This window comes from Luteibacter yeojuensis (assembly GCF_000964085.1).
Lineage (GTDB): Bacteria > Pseudomonadota > Gammaproteobacteria > Xanthomonadales > Rhodanobacteraceae > Luteibacter > Luteibacter yeojuensis_A.
In genome coordinates, this window is record NZ_JZRB01000001.1 from 1 (window position 1) to 16,394 (window position 16,394).

14 protein-coding genes are annotated in these 16,394 nt (G+C 68.6%); 2 read left to right on the forward strand and 12 right to left on the reverse strand.

Annotated features, from left to right (window positions below):
* Nucleotides 1-31: 31 nt before the first annotated feature.
* The 8 genes from VI08_RS00005 to VI08_RS00040 all read right to left on the reverse strand — a co-directional run bounded on the left by VI08_RS00005 (nt 32) and on the right by VI08_RS00040 (nt 8,305).
* Nucleotides 32-1,321 carry a dicarboxylate/amino acid:cation symporter gene (locus VI08_RS00005; protein WP_045827483.1) on the reverse strand — a complete coding sequence of 430 codons (1,290 nt, stop codon included), beginning with the start codon at nt 1,319-1,321 and terminating at the stop codon, nt 32-34.
* A 7-nt stretch (nt 1,322-1,328) separates the two neighbouring features.
* Nucleotides 1,329-2,210, reverse strand: a complete 882-nt coding sequence (locus VI08_RS00010) for an amidohydrolase family protein (protein ID WP_045827484.1) — start codon at nt 2,208-2,210, stop codon at nt 1,329-1,331.
* Nucleotides 2,203-2,892, reverse strand: coding sequence for a 4-carboxy-4-hydroxy-2-oxoadipate aldolase/oxaloacetate decarboxylase (locus VI08_RS00015; protein ID WP_198148802.1), 690 nt, complete (start codon nt 2,890-2,892; stop codon nt 2,203-2,205). Before VI08_RS00015 ends, VI08_RS00010 begins: the two co-directional genes overlap by 8 nt.
* Nucleotides 2,892-3,614 carry a PIG-L deacetylase family protein gene (locus VI08_RS00020; RefSeq protein WP_045827486.1) on the reverse strand — a complete coding sequence of 241 codons (723 nt, stop codon included), beginning with the start codon at nt 3,612-3,614 and terminating at the stop codon, nt 2,892-2,894. The genes VI08_RS00015 and VI08_RS00020 overlap by 1 nt, the downstream gene beginning before the upstream one ends.
* A 25-nt stretch (nt 3,615-3,639) precedes the next feature.
* The gene (locus tag VI08_RS00025) at nt 3,640-4,725 is read right to left on the reverse strand and encodes a 4-oxalomesaconate tautomerase (protein WP_045827487.1); all 1,086 of its coding nucleotides are present in this window, start codon (nt 4,723-4,725) and stop codon (nt 3,640-3,642) included.
* Nucleotides 4,726-4,864: 139 nt separating this feature from the next.
* Nucleotides 4,865-5,779 carry a LysR substrate-binding domain-containing protein gene (locus tag VI08_RS00030; protein ID WP_198148796.1) on the reverse strand — a complete coding sequence of 305 codons (915 nt, stop codon included), beginning with the start codon at nt 5,777-5,779 and terminating at the stop codon, nt 4,865-4,867.
* A 36-nt stretch (nt 5,780-5,815) separates the two neighbouring features.
* The gene (locus VI08_RS00035; protein ID WP_045827489.1) at nt 5,816-7,165 is read right to left on the reverse strand and encodes a carbohydrate porin; all 1,350 of its coding nucleotides are present in this window, start codon (nt 7,163-7,165) and stop codon (nt 5,816-5,818) included.
* A gap of 123 nt (nt 7,166-7,288) precedes the next feature.
* Nucleotides 7,289-8,305 carry a hypothetical protein gene (locus tag VI08_RS00040; RefSeq protein ID WP_045827490.1) on the reverse strand — a complete coding sequence of 339 codons (1,017 nt, stop codon included), beginning with the start codon at nt 8,303-8,305 and terminating at the stop codon, nt 7,289-7,291.
* A 273-nt stretch (nt 8,306-8,578) separates the two neighbouring features.
* Here VI08_RS00040 and VI08_RS00045 point away from each other — a divergent pair, with 273 nt between their 5' ends.
* Both VI08_RS00045 and fdhD read left to right on the forward strand, forming a co-directional pair.
* Entirely contained in the window at nt 8,579-10,882 is a 2,304-nt protein-coding gene (locus VI08_RS00045) for an FdhF/YdeP family oxidoreductase (protein WP_045827491.1), read from the forward strand.
* Complete coding sequence (gene fdhD / locus VI08_RS00050) at nt 10,872-11,711, forward strand: formate dehydrogenase accessory sulfurtransferase FdhD (protein WP_045827492.1); 840 nt, start codon at nt 10,872-10,874, stop codon at nt 11,709-11,711. The genes VI08_RS00045 and fdhD overlap by 11 nt, the downstream gene beginning before the upstream one ends.
* A gap of 135 nt (nt 11,712-11,846) precedes the next feature.
* Here the strand turns inward: fdhD and VI08_RS00055 are convergent, their stop codons facing one another.
* The 4 genes from VI08_RS00055 to fusA are packed head-to-tail and all read right to left on the reverse strand — an operon-like array spanning nt 11,847 to nt 16,016.
* Nucleotides 11,847-12,182 (reverse strand): hypothetical protein, encoded by a 336-nt coding sequence (locus VI08_RS00055; protein ID WP_045827493.1) that lies wholly within the window; start codon nt 12,180-12,182, stop codon nt 11,847-11,849.
* Complete coding sequence (gene mobA, locus VI08_RS00060) at nt 12,179-12,736, reverse strand: molybdenum cofactor guanylyltransferase (RefSeq protein WP_157006148.1); 558 nt, start codon at nt 12,734-12,736, stop codon at nt 12,179-12,181. The genes VI08_RS00055 and mobA overlap by 4 nt, the downstream gene beginning before the upstream one ends.
* Nucleotides 12,706-13,902 carry a molybdopterin molybdotransferase MoeA gene (locus tag VI08_RS00065; RefSeq protein ID WP_045827495.1) on the reverse strand — a complete coding sequence of 399 codons (1,197 nt, stop codon included), beginning with the start codon at nt 13,900-13,902 and terminating at the stop codon, nt 12,706-12,708. The genes mobA and VI08_RS00065 overlap by 31 nt, the downstream gene beginning before the upstream one ends.
* 44 nt (nt 13,903-13,946) lie before the next feature.
* Nucleotides 13,947-16,016, reverse strand: a complete 2,070-nt coding sequence (gene fusA / locus VI08_RS00070) for an elongation factor G (RefSeq protein WP_045827496.1) — start codon at nt 16,014-16,016, stop codon at nt 13,947-13,949.
* Nucleotides 16,017-16,394: the final 378 nt, after the last annotated feature.

The following is a 16,394-nucleotide window of genomic DNA, read 5'->3' on the forward strand; positions in this document are numbered from 1 at the left end:
TCGCGCACAAGTGCGCTCCTACAGGAGCTTGTCAGGCTTTTTTCAGGGTTGCCGCGAGCTTGTCGCGGTCGAGTTCCTTTTCCCACGCGCACACCACGATGGCGGCCACGCCGTTGCCGACGAGGTTGGTCATGGCCAGGCCGGTGCCGAGGAAGCGGTGGATGCCGAGGATGAGCACCATGCCGGCGACGGGCACCACGGGCACCACGCTGAGCGTGGAGGCCAGCATCACCAGGGCGGCGCCCGCGACGCCGGAGGCGCCCTTCGAGGTGAGCATGCCCACGATGGCCACGGTGACCTGCTGCTGGATCGTGAGGTCGATGTTCAGTGCCTGCGCGATGAACAGGATGGCCATGGTGAGGTAGATGTTGGTGCCGTCGAGGTTGAACGAATAGCCGGTGGGCACCACCAGGCCCACGGTTTCCTTCGGGCAGCCCAGCTCCTGCATCTTGCGCATCAGCGGCGCAAGCACCACCTCGGACGAGGAGGTGCCCAGCACGATGAGCAGCTCGTCGCGGATGTAGGCGCAGAAGCGCAGGATGCTGAACCCGGCGATGCGCGCGACGATGCCGAGGATGAGCACCACGAAGATGACGCACACGAGGTAGAAGCTGCCGATGAGCTCCATCAGCGGCACCAGCGACACCACGCCGTATTTGCCGATGGTGAAAGCCATGGCGCCGAACGCGCCGATGGACGATACCGCGGTGATGTAGTGCACGATCTTGAAGAACACCTGCGCGCCCGCCTCGATCACGTCGTACACGGGCTTGCCGCGCTCGCCGATGGCCGCCAGCGCACAGCCGAACAACACCGACACCAGCAGGATCGACAACACGTCGCCCTTCGCGAACGCGTTGACGAAGGTGGTGGGGATGATCCCCAGCACGAACTCGATGGACTCGATGTTGTGGCCCTGCGCCACGAGGTTGCCGATCTCGCCCGATTTCAGCGTGGTGGGGTCGACGTTGAAACCGGAGCCCGGGTGGAACACGTGGCCCGCCACCAGGCCGAAGAACAGCGCGATGGTGGAGATAAGCTCGAAATACAGCAGCGCCTTGCCACCCACGCGGCCCACCTTGCGCATGTCGCGCATGCCGGCGATGCCCGTGACCACCGTGCAGAAGATGATCGGCCCGATGACCATGCGGATGAGCGCGATGAAGGCATCGCCCAGCGGCTTCATGGCCACGGCGTACTTCGGCGACAGGTACCCGAGGATGACGCCGATGACCACCGCCACCAGCACCTGGATATACAGCTGCCGGTAGAAGGGCTTGCGCGGCGGCGCCGGCAGGGAGTTAGCGGTGGTCTCGGGCATGGCGGGCTCAGGTGAAGTCGTACAGGCGGGCGGGGTTGGCGACCAGCAGGCGATGGCGCAGGGCCTCGTCGGGGCAGAAGCGGAACATGAGGTCCACCAGGCCGCCGTCGTTGGGCATGTCCTTGGAGATGTTGGGGTGCGGGAAATCGGTACCCCACAGCACGCGCTCGGGCGCGGCCTCGATCAGCGCCTGCGCGAACGGGATGGCATCGTCGAAGGGCTTCTTGCCCACCGAGACACGCTCGGCGCCGCACACCTTCACCCAGGCCAGCGGATTATCGCGCATCAGCGCCAGCAGCAGGCGGAACGGCTCCTGGTCCACGCCCTTGGCGGCCTGGACGCGGCCCATGTGGTCGATGACGAAGGGCACGCGGATCTTCGCGAGCACGTCCTGCAGTTCGACGATGTCCTGCGCATCGAGGTGCAGCACCACGTGCCAGCCCATCTCGGCGACGCGATCGAGCACGCGCCAGAACACCTTCATATCCGGGCGGCCGCCGAGGTGCTGCACGAAGTTGAAGCGCACGGCACGCACGCCACCGGCGTCGAGCGTCGAGAGGCCGGCTTCATCGATGCCGTCGTCGACGATGGCGACGCCTTTGTAACGGCCGTTGCTGCGCGCGATGGCATCGAGCATGGCGGTGTTGTCGGTGCCATGGCAGCTGGCCTGCACGATCACGCCGCGGTCGAAGCCGAGGAAATCGTGCAGCGCCTCCAGGTGCTCGTACGGCGCGTCGGGTGGCGTGTAGCTACGGTCGGGCGCGTACGGGAAGCGGCTGGCGGGGCCGAACACGTGGCAGTGCGCGTCGCAGGAAAGCGGCGGCATGGCCTGCAGCGGATTGGTGGGGTTCGGGTCGGGGGGCAGGCAGCCCTTGAGCGGATCAGTCATTCGGCAGGTCGTCCACATAGCGCAGGCCGGCTTCCGCCAGGCGCGGGCGCATATCGTAAATATCCAGGCCCAGTTCGCCCGCCGCGAGGCGGGCGCGCTTGGCTTCTTCGTTCAGCACGCGCTTGCGTGATGCGGCGATGGCGGCATCCACGGTGGCATGCGCCACCACCACCACGCCGTCGTCATCGGCCACGATGGCGTCGCCCGGCTTCACCCACTGCCCGCCGATCACGACGGGGATGTTCACCGAGCCCAGCGTGGCCTTGACCGTCCCGCGCGCGTGCACATCCCGCGCCCACACGGGGAACCCCATGCGGCGCAGGTCGGCGGTATCGCGCACACCGGCATCGATGACGAGCCCCGCCACGCCGCGCGCCATCAACGACGTGGCGAGCAAGTCGCCGAACATGCCGTCGGAATTCTCGGTGGTGCAGGCCACCACGAGGATGTCGCCGGCGCGGCACTGCTCCACCGCCACGTGCAACATCCAGTTATCGCCGGGCTGCGCGAGCACGGTGACAGCCGAACCGGCGATGGCGCGATCCTGCTGGATCGGCTTGATCGGTGGCAGGAACAGGCCGATGCGGCCCTGCGCCTCGTGCACCGTCGCCACGCCCATCGAGGCCAGCGACTGGGCCTGTTCGGGCGAGATGGAAGGGCGATTGCGGACCACGACGCCCATCATGCCAGCGTCCCCTGGGTCACGTGCGGGAAGACGCGCTGGTAGGCCTCGGCGTACTTGATCTTGAAATCGGAGTTGCGCGTGGCCTGGGCACCGCGCTGCAGGCCCACCCGGGTGTAGTACTCCCAAAGGTGCTCCTGCGCGCGCATGGTCTCGAACGCGGCCTGCTTTTTCTCCCACACCGACGAGATGTCGAGGAAGAGCTCCGGCTTCCACTCGCACTGTTCCGGCTGGTGCGGCTCGAACAGGAACACCGGCGGCGCGCCGATCACCGGCACCTCGGGGTCGTGGCCGTGCGCCTGGGCGACGACACGGGCTTCCTGCGCCACGTGCGTGGCCAGCGGGTGGTCGAAGTTGTAGGGATCCTTCAGCGAATGGCTGAGGACGAACGACGGGCGCAGCTCGCGGTACACCTTGGCCAGGTGGAACACGACATCGAGGTCGGCGCGCATCGGGTAGTCGCCGATGTCGAGGAACTCGACACTGGCGCCGAGGATGCCCGCGGCCTCCTCGGCTTCGCGGCGGCGATCGGTCTTCACCTTGTCCATCGTCATGCCGCTCTGCCGCCACAGCTTCGCGGATTCGCCGCGCTCGCCGAACGAGAGGCACACGATATGCACCTTCCAGCCCTGCGCGGCATGGAGGGCGATGGCGCCGCCGGCGCGCCACACGAAGTCGGCGGAATGGGCGCTGACGACCAGCGCGGTCTTGGTGTCGGACATGGTTGGGGTCTCCGTGGGTAGGGGGTCAGGCGGCGCCGGGGCCGGCCCAGGTCGAAGGGGAAACAGGTACCGTGCCGCGCATCAGCAGGCGCGCGGTACGCAGCAAGGCGGCGCGGACGACACGGCCCTGCGCCAGCCCGAGCTCCACGCTGAATTCGCCCGTCGGGTGCTCGATGGAGAGCGTGCGCGCATCGCCCTGCCCCGCATTCGCGACATCGGCGGCCACGGTGCCGGGCATGACGGCTGCGGTGGCCACGGTGACCGCGCCGAGCACGCCGATCGACGTGTGGCAGTCGTGCGGGATGAAGGTGCGCGTACCGAGCGCGCCGCCATGGCGCGGCAGCGACACCAGCGTGATCTTCGGCACCGGCTTGCCCGACACATCGCCGAGGTTCATCAACGGGCCGGCCTTCAGGCGCAGCGCTTCGATGCGTGCCTTCAGCGCGGTGTCCGCATCGAGTGCCTCGGGGCGTTCGTCGCCCTGCACGCCAAGGTCGGCCGCGTTCACCAGCATCACCGGCATGCCGTTGTCGATGAGCGTCACTTCCACGCCATCGATCGTGTCGCGCAGGTTGCCCGTGGGCAGCAACGCGCCGGAGAGCGAACCTTCTGTATCGAGGAAGCCGCAGGTGACGGGCGCCGCGGGGCGCGGCACGCCGTCGATGTGGGCATCGCCGTCGTAGAGGGGCCGGCCGCCGGGCGTCTGCAGGGTGATCTCGGCGATGACGCCCGTATTCACCGTGCGGACGCGGCGCGTGGTGGTGCCCTCATCGGCGCTGAGCAGGCCGGCCTCGATGGCGGCTGGCAGCGCGGCAGCCAGCATGTTGCCGCAGTTGGGCGTGGTGTCGACCTTGCCCTCGGCGATACCCACCTGGCCGAACAGGAAATCGAGGTCGGCGGCGCCATCGGTGGGGATCGAAAGGATGCCGGCCTTGCTGGTCAGCGGCTTCGCGCCGCCGAGGCCGTCGATCTGACGCTCGTCGGGCGAGCCCATCGCGGCGAGGATCACCGCATCACGGGTGGCCGTGTCTTCGGGGAGGTCGGCGGCGCGGAAGAACGGCCCCTTGGAGGTGCCACCGCGCATGTACCAGCAGGGGATTTCGTACGACATCGGGTTCGGATCACGCTGAGCCGGGGATGGGGACGATGGTCCCGACCCCGACGCACCCGAACAACGCGATATGCCGCCTTTCTGTTATGCACGAATTGCATGTCTTTGCTCACGGCATGCAATTGTTGCATTGCACCACTCATCGGTCGGCGTTGAGCCGCCCCTCGGCGATGAGTTCGTCGACGATCTCGAGCGCCTTCTCGGTGATCGGGCTGGTGGGCCGCTGCGTCGGGGTGGCCACCACCAGGCGCGTCGTGATCTGTGGCATCACGATGGGCACGCCACGCAAATCGTGCTCGCCACGGCGGGTGAGCAGCGCGTTGCGCGAGAGCACGCCGTAGCCGACGCCACGCTCGACAAGATCGAGCAGCGAGCGCACCGAATCGATTTCGAGGCGGATATCGAGCCCCACCCCATAGCGCGCGGCGTCAGTCTCGATCAGCTGGCGCACGGAGTGCAGTGGCGAAGGAATGATGAGCGGGTACTGCCCTAGCGTCGCCAGCGGCACGGATTCGGGCAACGTACGGCCGTCGCGCGTGGTGCCGATGAGGTTGAGTTCCTCGGAGTGCACGTGGCGGAAACGCATGTTCGCGTTCACCGCGGGGTTGTACAGCAGCGCGCAATCGAGGCGGCCCAGCTGCAGCCATTCCAGCAGGCTCGCGCTCAACGCCTCCACGACGCTGATCTGCGCTTGCGGGTAACGCTCGCGGAAGCGCATCACCAGTTCCACCGTGAGCGTGGAACCCACGCTGGGCGGCAGGCCGATGGCCAGCTTGCCGGCGTAGACGCCGCGGCTCTGGCCCAGCGACAGCCGCGCCACTTCCACCTGGCGCAGGATGCCGCGGCCGTGTTCGACGAGCTCGCGGCCAGCCTCGGTGGGCACCACGCCGCGGCCATTGCGCTCGAGCAGGTGGGTGCCCAGCTCGATCTCCAGCTGGCGCACCTGGCGGCTGAGCAGCGATTGCGACACATCGAGCGTGGCGGCGGCCCGCGTGAGGCTGCCGAACTCGACGATGCGGATGAAGCTCTGCAGGTGTTTCAGGTCCAAGGTCACGGCGCGCGATAGTCCACCTGGGGGCCATTATGCCGCTTACTGGCTGCCGGGGCCGCCCATGTTCACCATCACGCGCAGCCCCACGACGATGGCGTTGGCGGGCACGCGGTGCACGCCCACCGTGTTGCCCAGCACGTCGGGGTGCACGATGTACTGCAGGTTCGGCACCAGGCTCACGACGGGGAACAGCTTGTAGCTGTAGTTGAGTTCGGTCATCAGCTCATCGCGCTTGAAGTGGCCATCGCCATGGTTCTTGGTGATGAGGTCGTCCTCGTAGCCCACGGCCTTGCGGCTGAAGCGGAACCACGTGGCCTGGAACCCGAGCGAATCGTTCGGCCGCGCCCGCGACAGGCCGGTCCACAGTAGGCCCGCCGTGGACTGCAGCGTGTAGTTCTCCGCGTTATCCAGGGGCCCCGTGGCCGACGCGAACACCGCGAGGTTGCGTGTGTCGCTGTTCGGGTCGGGCTTGTACACCACCTTGTCGGCGAGCACGTAGAGGCCGTAGCGGCCACCGTCGTAGTTGCGCGGCGTGCCGCCGGCGAGGCCGCGGTGCAGGCCTTTCGTGTTGAGCTCCGGGTCGGTGAACGGCGCGGAGTTGTACCAGCCGCCGATCTTCAGGTGCTTCGGGTAGGGGTCGGTGGCGAAGCTCGTTTCGTAGCCCACTTCCACCGGCACCAGCACGCCCGTGGAATCATTCAGGCCCCAGTTGAGACCATTGTTGTTGCGGCGCTCCGGGTTGATCTCGAACGCGCCGATGGAAACATAGCGGGCATCGGGCTGGTACTTCACGCGCGCGCCCCAGTTCACGTAGGGGAACCCGGTGAAGCCGCCCGAGGTGTTGGTGAGCTGGTAGGGGCAATCCGGCGCGCTGACGAAGCGACAGCCATAGGTCGAGCGCCCGAACTGCCACGTCGCGTTGATGCGCCCGGCCAGCACGTTGATGTGGCTTTCCTTGAACTGCTGCTCCCACGTCAGCTGGGCCAGTTCCCACTGCCGCTTCGGGTACCAGTAGCCCTGGATCTTCTGCAGCACGCCGATATCGTCGGCCGCCACGCTGTGGCCGTAGTAGCGCGAGAAGGTGATGTGGATCTTGCCGCCTTCGATGCCGGCGAGCTTGCCCATGTCGAGGTCCGCGCCACCCACGGCGCCACCGCCATTGGTCGCGCCCAGGCGCTCGCCGCCACGCACGCTGGCCGCCCAGTCGTTCGCCCACACGAAGCGCAGCGAGATGCCCTCGTCGCGCAGTTTGTCCACGGGGCCGCCCTTGTCCTTCGGCTTGTCCGGCGTCGTCTGCCGCGGTTGCTGGGCATCGGGCGTCGTCTGCGCGACGGCCGTGGTGGCGGCCATCGCGGCAAGGAAGGCGAAGGTGTAGCGGCGTTGCGTCATTGGATCGGTCCCCGGTGCCGGCCATGCGGCGAAAACGGGGCTGATCCTCGCGTCAGCGGGCACCCGGGAACAACGCGATGCGCGATGTATCAGGTATGCAGAGCTTGCATGTCTCTGCTTACGTCATGCTTTTTGTGCATTGCACAATGCGACGGGGTCGCGCTCGGCGGCCCGGCGGAGCTCGCCGGGCAGCGCCGTGGTGCCGTAGCGCAGCACATAGGCATCGAGGGTCTGCACGAACTGCTCGTCGAACGACCAGCGGTCGTGGTCGCGCACGTCCAGGCCGTTCTCGTACACCTGGCCGAGCAGCGTGGCGCACTCGTGGCGGTAGCCCAGGGCCAGGAAGGTGGCCGCCGCGCGGGTGGCGTCGCCCAGCGGGGCGGGCACGAAACCCGCGGCGCCAGGCTCGTCGATCACGAGGCCATCTGGCCCCAGCGTGAGCTTCAGGGTCAGTGCCTCGCGCAGGCGGGCATCGAAATCCTCGCCCTTGTAGCGGCAGCGATCGCTCCACCAGGTCCAGTAATGGATCGTGTCGCCCAGCGCGTGCAGCGCTTCGGCGGACAACCCCGGGCCGCCCTGCACCGGCTCGTCGGCCATGACGAACGCGACGCTCTCGCCCGCGGCGAGGCGCACGTGGGTCGCGACCACATCGGCCCCCGTGCCCAGCGGGCGCGAGCAGGCGAGGTACCAGCCATCGTCGGTGCGGGCGTCGCACTTGCCGGCGTCGGCAAGGCGCGCGGCGCAGACCAGCCGGAACGAGGCCTCGCCCTCGGTGCACGTCACGATGCGCACGAAGCGGCCGGCCGCCAGCGCCTCGGCCTGGCCCGGGCGGCCTTCGGCCACGGCCATGAAATCCGCCACGCGCAGTTCGGCGCCGTCGGCATGGCCCACCGTCTCCAGCACGTTGGTACCCGGCACGTAGGCCGATACCCACTGCACGTCACCGTCCATCTGCAGGCTAAGCAGGGCCCGCTCCGGGTGCGAGGCACGCAGCAGGCCGCCCGCCCGGTCGAGGGCGAGCGCCGCAAGCGCCGCGTCAGCGGTGACGAGGCCATGGCCGCGCATGTCGCCGATGGGCAGGCCGCGCGGGGCCGGGGCCTCCGCGGGAAGGGCCGCGAGCCGGGGCTGGAATACGGTCATAAACATCGTTCCTGGCGCCTGGGGAGGGACGCCGAGCGGCGCGGAGGTTGGGGGGTGGGGCGCAAAAGCGGCGTGAAGCTTTTGTTCGGTGGAAATGGGGCCGTTTACTTGGTTGAAAGGGGGGCGTCGTAGAATGGTGTTTGGTGTGGCCGGGTGGGGGTGTTGCCGCTTCGTCGCGTTGTTGGCGTTTCGCGCGCAAGCGCGCTCCCACATGGGTTTGGGTACACATGGGTTTGGGTACGCATGGGTTTGGGCACACATGGGTTTGGGCGTATGAGTGACAAGCGGGTTCCTGGCATCGATGAGTACGACAGCCCGGCCGGTGGCTGGGGTGCCCTTGGCGCCGTGGCCCGTGCGCTGAGCGGCCAGATGGCGCTGGCGCGCGAGTCCATCGCCCTGCACAAGGTGAACCAGCCCAAGGGCTTCGACTGCCCCGGCTGCGCGTGGCCCGACCCGAAGGAAACCTCCTCGTTCGAGTTCTGCGAGAACGGCGCCAAGGCCGTCTCGTGGGAGGCCACGGCCAAGCGCGTGCGGCCGGCGTTCTTTGCGAAGAACCCGGTGGCCGAGCTGTGGAAGCTGAGCGATTACACGCTCGAGGGCCTCGGCCGGCTTACCCACCCCATGGCGTATGACGCGGCCACCGATACCTTCCAGCCGGTGGCATGGGATGAAGCCTTCCGCCGCATCGGGGCCGCGCTACGCGCCCTGCCCGACCCGAACATGGCCGAGTTCTATACCTCGGGCCGCGCATCGAACGAAGCGGCGTTCCTCTACCAGCTGTTCGTCCGCGAGTACGGCACCAACAACTTCCCCGACTGCTCCAACATGTGCCACGAGGCCACCAGCGTGGGCCTGCCCAGGTCGGTGGGCTCGGGCAAGGGCACCGTGACGCTCGACGATTTCGACCACTGCGATGCCATCTTCTGCATCGGCCACAACCCGGGCACGAACCACCCGCGCATGCTCTCCACGCTACGCGAGGCCTCGCTACGGGGCGTGCCCATCGTGGTGATGAACCCGATGCCCGAGCGCGGCCTGGAACGCTTCACTTCGCCGCAGCACCCCTCCGAGATGCTCACCGGCAAGTCGGTGCGCATCGCCTCCACCTATTACAAAGTGAAGATCGGCGGCGATGTCGCGGTGCTGAAGGGCATGATGAAGTACCTCGTCGAGCATGACGCGATCGACCATGCCTTCATCGCGGAGAACACGCTGGGTTTCGAGGCGCTGGTCGCCGACGTGCGTGCCACCGGGTGGGCCGACATCGAGCGCGTCAGCGGCCTCACGCGCACCGAGGTGGAGCACGCCGCGGCCATCTACGCGAACGCGAAGGCCACGATCATCTGCTATGGCATGGGCATCACCCAGCACCAGCACGGCACGGAGAACGTGCAGCAGATCGCCAACCTGCTGCTCATGCGCGGCAACATCGGCCGCCAGGGTGCCGGCATCTGCCCGTTGCGCGGCCACAGCAACGTGCAGGGCGACCGCACCGTCGGCATCACCGAGAAACCCAACGCCGAGCTCAACGAAGGCATCCGCCGCACGTACGGGTTCGAGCCGCCGGCGGAGCATGGCCATGATGCCGTGGCCTCGATCATCGCCATCCGCGAAGGCCGCTCGAAGGCCATGATCGCGCTGGGCGGCAACCTGGCGGTGGCCATGCCCGATACGGAAGAAACCTTCCGCGCCATGCGCAAGCTCGACCTGGCCGTGCATGTCGCGACCAAGCTCAACCGCTCGCACCTGCTGCTGGCGAAGGAGACGCTGATCCTGCCCTGCCTTGGCCGCACCGAACTCGACGAGCAAGCCACCGGGCCGCAGGCCGTGACGGTGGAGGATTCGATGTCGATGGTGCACGCCTCGGCGGGCACGCTGAAGCCGGCCTCGGAGCACCTGCGTTCGGAACCGTGGATCGTGGCGGGCATCGCGAAAGCCACGCTGCCCGGTACACGCGTGGACTGGGATCGGCTCGTGGGCGATTACAACCTCATCCGCGACGACATCGAGAAGGTCTTCCCCATCTTCTTCGACTTCAACGCACGCCTGAACGTGCCCGGCGGGTTCCGCCTGCGCGTCGCCGCCAGCGAGCGCGACTGGGCCACGCCCGAGAAACGCGCCCACTTCCTGCTTGCCCGCGGCCTCGACGAGGACGACCGGGTGGAAGAAGGCGGCCTGATGCTTACCACCATCCGCTCGCACGACCAGTACAACACCACCATCTACGGCCTCAACGACCGCTACCGCGGCGTCACCGGCCGGCGCGACGTGGTGTTCATGCACGCGCGCGACCTCGCCGCGCGCGGCCTCGCGCACGGCGACCGCATCGACATCCTGGCCACGGGCCGCAACATCGCCGATGGCAGGCAGCGCGCCGTGCGTGGCTTCACCGCCGTGGCCTACGATATCGCCGAAGGCTCCGTGGCCATGTATTACCCCGAAGGCAACGCGCTTATCTCGCTCGAGAACCACGACAGCCACTCGGGCACGCCCACGTACAAATCCGTGCCGGTGCGCATCGTCGCCGCCACGGAGCCCACCGCGCCGACGCGCAGGAAGGCCGCCCATGCGGCATGAACACATCCCGCCGGCGGGCAGTGCCAGCCGCACCGTCACGCGCTACGAGCGCGGCCGCGCCGTGGAGGACAAGGACCGGCTCGCCGAGGAGATCCCCGTGGCCATCCACGTCAACGGCGCACCCTTCGCCGTCATGATGGCCTCGCCGGTGGATCTTGAAGACTTCGCCCGCGGCTTCGCGCTCACCGAAAACCGCGTGGGCGACGTGCGCGAGATCGACAGCATCGAGATCCACGAAGTGCTCGAAGGCATCACGATCGACGTCAGGACGATGGGAGCCGGCTTGCCGGCGATGGACGGTGACCCGCCCTCCCACAAAGAGCGAAACATCCCCGGCCGCAGCGGCTGTGGCATCTGCGGCACGCGCGAGCTCGAAGACGTGATCCGCCGCCCCCGCCCCGTCGCGGCAGGCACCAATGTCAGCCCCGACGCCATCGAACGCGCGCTCGAGGCGCTGCGCGCCGAGCAGCCCATCAACGCGTACACCGGCTCGGTGCACGCCGCGGCATGGGCGCGCGCCGATGGTTCCCTCGTCGTGGTGCGCGAGGACGTCGGCCGCCACAACGCCCTCGACAAGCTGGTGGGTGCGATGACACGGCGTGGCCTCGACCCGCGCGAAGGGTTCGCCGTCATCACTAGCCGCGCCAGCTACGAGATGGTGACGAAGGCGGCCGTCGCGGGCATCACGGTGCTGGTGGCCATCTCCGCGCCCACGGCGCTGGCCGTGTCGCTTGCGGCCGACTGCGGCCTCACGCTCGTGGGCTTCGCGCGCACGTCGCGTTTCAACGTCTACAGCCGCCCCGAGCGCATCAAGGCCATAGACGTCTAACCCCGTCTTATGGGAGCCAGCTTGCTGGCCATGTGTAGGAGCCAGCTTGCTGGCCATGTGTGGGAGCCAGCTTGCTGGCGATGGGTCTTGCCGCAAGCACATCGCCAGCAAGCTGGCTCCCACAAGACCAGGGGCTTAGCGGCGGCGTTTCAGGCTGTCTTTCACATCCACGTCGAGCAGCACGGTGGTGGCCACGGTGTCGAGGCCGGGGATATCGAACAGCAGGCCGTCCTTGCTTGGCAGGCGCGCTTTCAGTTCCAGCAGCCGCGCGCGCGGCACCTCGAGCCGCCACTCATGGGCATCCCCATCGAGCGTGCAGAGGCCGGAACCCGTGGCATCGATCGCATAGCGCATGGTGAAGGCGCGGCCGAAGGCCGTGGATCCCAGCAGCGCGACGTCGTCGAGCAGTTCCCCGAGCTCATCCTCGTCGATGCGGACGCGGATCGTGTCGTTTTCCAGTTGCACCCTCATGCGTTCGCCTCGTGCCAGTCATCGGGGGTGTTGCAGTTCACCAGCGCGCGCGTGTCGGCGCCGTCGAGCGAGAGTGTCGCCACGCCGACGCGGCCCTGCAAGGCGGATACCGAGCAGGCCTTGCCTTCCAGCTCCACCATGTCGGCGAGCACGGCACGGGTGGCTGCGTCGAGCGTGAGACGCATGGGCAACGGGTGCCCGGCCCAGCGGGTCGCGTGCATGCGGCGTTCGTCGCATAGCGGCGCGAGCAGCGCGACGCTGAGGCGGGGCATGTCGACGGGAACGACGAGCAGTTCACTGTCGTCGAGCTCGCCCGCCACGCTCGCGATGCCGCCGACGGGCCCCTTCGCCGTCCAGCGGTCGGCGATGCCGCCGTGGCGCGCGCCACTGACGACGACACGCTCCGCGCCGGCTTCGAGCAACACCTGCCGCGTGCGCTCAAGCAAAGTAATGCCACCGATCTCAAGCAGGGCCTTGTCCTCGCCCATGCGTGACGAAAGGCCGCCCGCGAGGATGACCCCGATCATGTTGCCGCCGCAGGGTCGAGCGGCCACGCGTCGACCACCTCGCCGAAGCTGCCGTCGGCGGTAAGCCAGGTGTTTGCCTGCGTGAACGGCACGATGCGGTACGCCGCCTGGTTGCGCTGCACGCGCGCGACCTGGCGGCCCTCCGCGTCTGCCTCGACGCGGCCAAGGGCGAAGTGCTGCAGGCCGGGGCGGACATCGTGGCCTTCGGCCAGGCGTACGCGCAAGGGCTTTTCTGGCGCCAACCCGGCCATGGCACGCAACACGGGTGTGAGGAAGAACCGGTGGCCGACGGCGACGGCAATGGGATTGCCCGGCAGGCCCAGTACGAGCGGGCCCCCGTCGAAACGCGCGGCAAGGATCGGTTTGCCGGGGCGGATGGCGACTTTATGGAAACACTCGCGCGCACCCAACGCCGCGAGGGCCGATGGCACGAAGTCGAAGCGCCCGGCCGAGACGGCGCCCGTGGTGATGATCAGGTCGACGCCTGCGTGCATCGCTTCACGCACGGCGTGCGCGAAGGCATCACCCGTGTCTGGCACCCGGTGGCGCGCCAGCAAGTCGACGCCCCACGACGCCAGCATGGCTTCGAGGAACGGCCCGTTCGAATCGTGGATGCCGCCTTCGGGGAGCGGCCCGCTGTCATGGAGTTCACTACCGGTATTGATGATGACGACACGCGGGCGGCGGGCAACCGGGACGTCGCCGATGCCTAGCGCCGCGAGCAACATGATGGCCGCGGCATCGATGCGCCGGCCGGCCGTGAGCGCAGGTGCACCTGTCGCGATATCGCCGCCGGCGCGGCGGATGTTCTGACCGCGTGGCTCAGCCTGCGTAAGGCGGACGATATCGCCCATGCGCTCGCAGCGTTCGACGGGTACCACGGTGTCGAAACCATCGGGTACGCGCGCACCCGTCGCGATTTCGCACGCGTCGGCACCGGGGTACGCGGTGGTGCCGTCACCGGCGGCCTGCATGCCGGCGATGGTGAAGGCGGTGCCTGAGGGGATGTCACCAGCGCCTGCGCGGATCGCAAAACCATCCATCGCCGCGTTATCGAACGAGGGTAGGGAAAGCGGGCTACTGACATAGGCCGCGAGGATGCGGCCCAGGGACGAAGAAAGGCCCACCCGCTCGGTTTCGAGCGGGTGGGCTTCCTTTAACAGCGTGGCCAGGGCTTCGGCATAGGTAAGCATGGCCGCAAGCCTACCCTACCCCTGTGGGAGCGCGCTCCCACACCTCACGCCGACTTGCGGGCAACCTCCTGCACGCTTGCCGGGCGGTAGGCGTGGAACGCCACCGTGGCGGCGGCGCGGCCCTGGCTCAGGCTGCGCAGCGCGGTGCTGTACCCGTCGAGCTGGGCCAGCGGCACGTCGGCTTCGATCACCGTGCGCTCCTGCGCATCGGTGAGGTTCACGATCTGGCCGCCGCGGCGCTGCAAATCGCCCAGCACATCGCCGACCGCCGAACCCGGCACGGTGACCGAGACACGCATCACCGGCTCGAGCAGCACGGTGCCGGTGGCCTCCAGGGCTGCCTTCACCGCCATCTGCGCGGCACGGTGGAACGCGGCTTCGTTCGAGTCCACGGCATGGGCCTGGCCATCGAGCACCACCACTTCCGTGCCCACCACCGGGAACCCGCGCGGGCCCTCCAGCAAGGCCTGCTCGGCACCCTTCTGCACCGCCGCCTGGAACGGCTTCGGGATGACGCCGCCCGTGGTGCGATCCTCGTAGCGGTTCGCGTCGCCTTCCACCGGCGACACCGACAGCACCACGCGCGCGTACTGGCCGCTGCCACCGGTCTGCTTGGCGAGCTTGCCTTCCACGGGGCCCGACGCCTTCGCCGGGGTTTCCTGGTAGGCCACACGCGGCGAGCCCGTGCGCACCTGCACGCCCCATTCGCGGCGCAGGCGTTCCACCATCACGTCGAGGTGGAGTTCGCCCATGCCCCAGACGAGGGTCTCGCCGGTGTCCGGGTCGGTGCCGACGCGGAACGACGGGTCCTCCTGCGCCAGGCGCGCCAGCCCGTTGCCGAGCTTGAGCAGGTCGGCCGAACGCTCGGGCGAGAGCCGCCACGACAGCACGGCCGGCTGCGCCTGGATGGTTTCCAGCCGCACCGGGTGGTGCACGTCGGCCAGCGTCTCGCCGGTGGCCACGTCCTTCCAGCCCGCGATGGCCACGATGTCGCCGGCCTCGGCCGCTTCCACGGCCTCGGTGTCTTCCGCGCGAACCACGGCCAGGCGGCCCACGCGCTGCGTGCGGTCGCTGCCGCTGCGCCACACGGCATCGCCCACGTGCAGGCGGCCCGCGTAGACGCGAACGAACGCCAGCGGGCCGTGCGACTGGTTCACCACTTTGAAGACCAGCGCGGCGAGCGGCGCGCCTGCGTCCGGCGCCACCTGCACGTCGCCGTTGTCGGTGTGCGCGACGACGGAAGGCCGGTCGATGGGCGAAGGCAGATAGGCGACGAACGCGTCGAGCAGCGGCTCGATGCCCACGTTGCGGAACGCCGAGCCCGGCAGCACCGGCTGGCCAAGGCCCGCCAGCGTGCCGCGGCGCAGGGCCGCCGCGAGGGCGTCGGCATCCACGGGCTGGTCCGCCAGCCAACGCTCGGCCAGCGCATCGTCGTATTCCGCCACCGCGGCCACGAGTTCGGCGCGCGCCGCCGCGTGGGTGGCGCGCTCGGCCTCGCCCCACGGCGTGATCGCAGGCGTGCCCTTCTCGTCGAACAGCCAGGTGCGCTCGCTTACCAGGTCGACCAGGCCCACGATGTGCTCGCCGTCGATGACCGGGCGCGCGACCACCCACGGGTTCGCACCCAGCTTCTCGCGCATCTGCGCAAGCGTGGCGTCGAAGTCCGCGCCGGGGCGGTCCATCTTGTTGACGAACGCCATCAGCGGCACGCCGTGGCGGCGCGCCTGGTGCCACACGGTCTCGGATTGCGGCTGCACGCCGGCCACGCCGGAGAACACCACGACGGCCCCGTCGAGCACGCGCAGCGAACGCTCCACCTCGATGGCGAAGTCGATGTGCCCGGGCGTGTCGATGAGCGTGAGGCGGTGCGGCTGGCCGCCCTGCGGCGTCCAGTTCGCGCGCACGGCGGCGGCGCCGATCGTGATGCCACGCTCGCGCTCGAGTTCCATGTGGTCGGTGGTGGTCGCGCCATCGTGCACCTCGCCGGTGCGATGGATCGTGCCGGTCTTGTAAAGCAGGCGCTCGGTGAGCGTGGTCTTGCCGGCGTCGACGTGGGCGATGATGCCGAGGTTGCGCCAACGGCCGACGGGGATGGTGGTATCGCGGGTACTCATGGCTGAACGGTTCCAATCAGGGGCGCCAGGGGCTCGTGCGTATTCGAGCGAGGCATTCCCCGAGGCTTTCCCGTCGCCCCTGGCGTGGGTGGGACGGGTCAGGATCGGGGATCGCGGCGGGTCTTCATGGCACGGTGCTCCGGTAGCGGATCGGTAAAATCACGGACAAAAAAAAGCACCCTTGCGGGTGCTTTTGGTATGCGTTCGAGGCCCGCGCCGTTACGGCGTATGGCCTGCCACGGCGCGCGCGCACCCGCGACGCGCCCATGGGGCGATCGTTGGCAGGTGGATCAATGCGTGCTTGCAGGCAAACATGGCGGGCGGCTCGTTGGATTGGGGGCGGATCGTACGCTTGCGCCTCGGGGACGGCAAGTGCCT

Coding starts and splice junctions, on each gene's coding strand:
- VI08_RS00035 (WP_045827489.1), bottom strand. CDS start 7,165: ATGACGCAACGCCGCTACACCTTCGCCTTCCTTGCCGCGATGGCCGCC.
- VI08_RS00065 (WP_045827495.1), bottom strand. CDS start 13,902: ATGCTTACCTATGCCGAAGCCCTGGCCACGCTGTTAAAGGAAGCCCAC.
- VI08_RS00040 (WP_045827490.1), bottom strand. CDS start 8,305: ATGACCGTATTCCAGCCCCGGCTCGCGGCCCTTCCCGCGGAGGCCCCG.
- fdhD (WP_045827492.1), top strand. CDS start 10,872: ATGCGGCATGAACACATCCCGCCGGCGGGCAGTGCCAGCCGCACCGTC.
- VI08_RS00020 (WP_045827486.1), bottom strand. CDS start 3,614: ATGTCCGACACCAAGACCGCGCTGGTCGTCAGCGCCCATTCCGCCGAC.
- VI08_RS00055 (WP_045827493.1), bottom strand. CDS start 12,182: ATGAGGGTGCAACTGGAAAACGACACGATCCGCGTCCGCATCGACGAG.
- VI08_RS00010 (WP_045827484.1), bottom strand. CDS start 2,210: ATGACTGATCCGCTCAAGGGCTGCCTGCCCCCCGACCCGAACCCCACC.
- VI08_RS00005 (WP_045827483.1), bottom strand. CDS start 1,321: ATGCCCGAGACCACCGCTAACTCCCTGCCGGCGCCGCCGCGCAAGCCC.
- VI08_RS00015 (WP_198148802.1), bottom strand. CDS start 2,892: ATGGGCGTCGTGGTCCGCAATCGCCCTTCCATCTCGCCCGAACAGGCC.
- VI08_RS00045 (WP_045827491.1), top strand. CDS start 8,579: ATGAGTGACAAGCGGGTTCCTGGCATCGATGAGTACGACAGCCCGGCC.
- VI08_RS00025 (WP_045827487.1), bottom strand. CDS start 4,725: ATGTCGTACGAAATCCCCTGCTGGTACATGCGCGGTGGCACCTCCAAG.
- fusA (WP_045827496.1), bottom strand. CDS start 16,016: ATGAGTACCCGCGATACCACCATCCCCGTCGGCCGTTGGCGCAACCTC.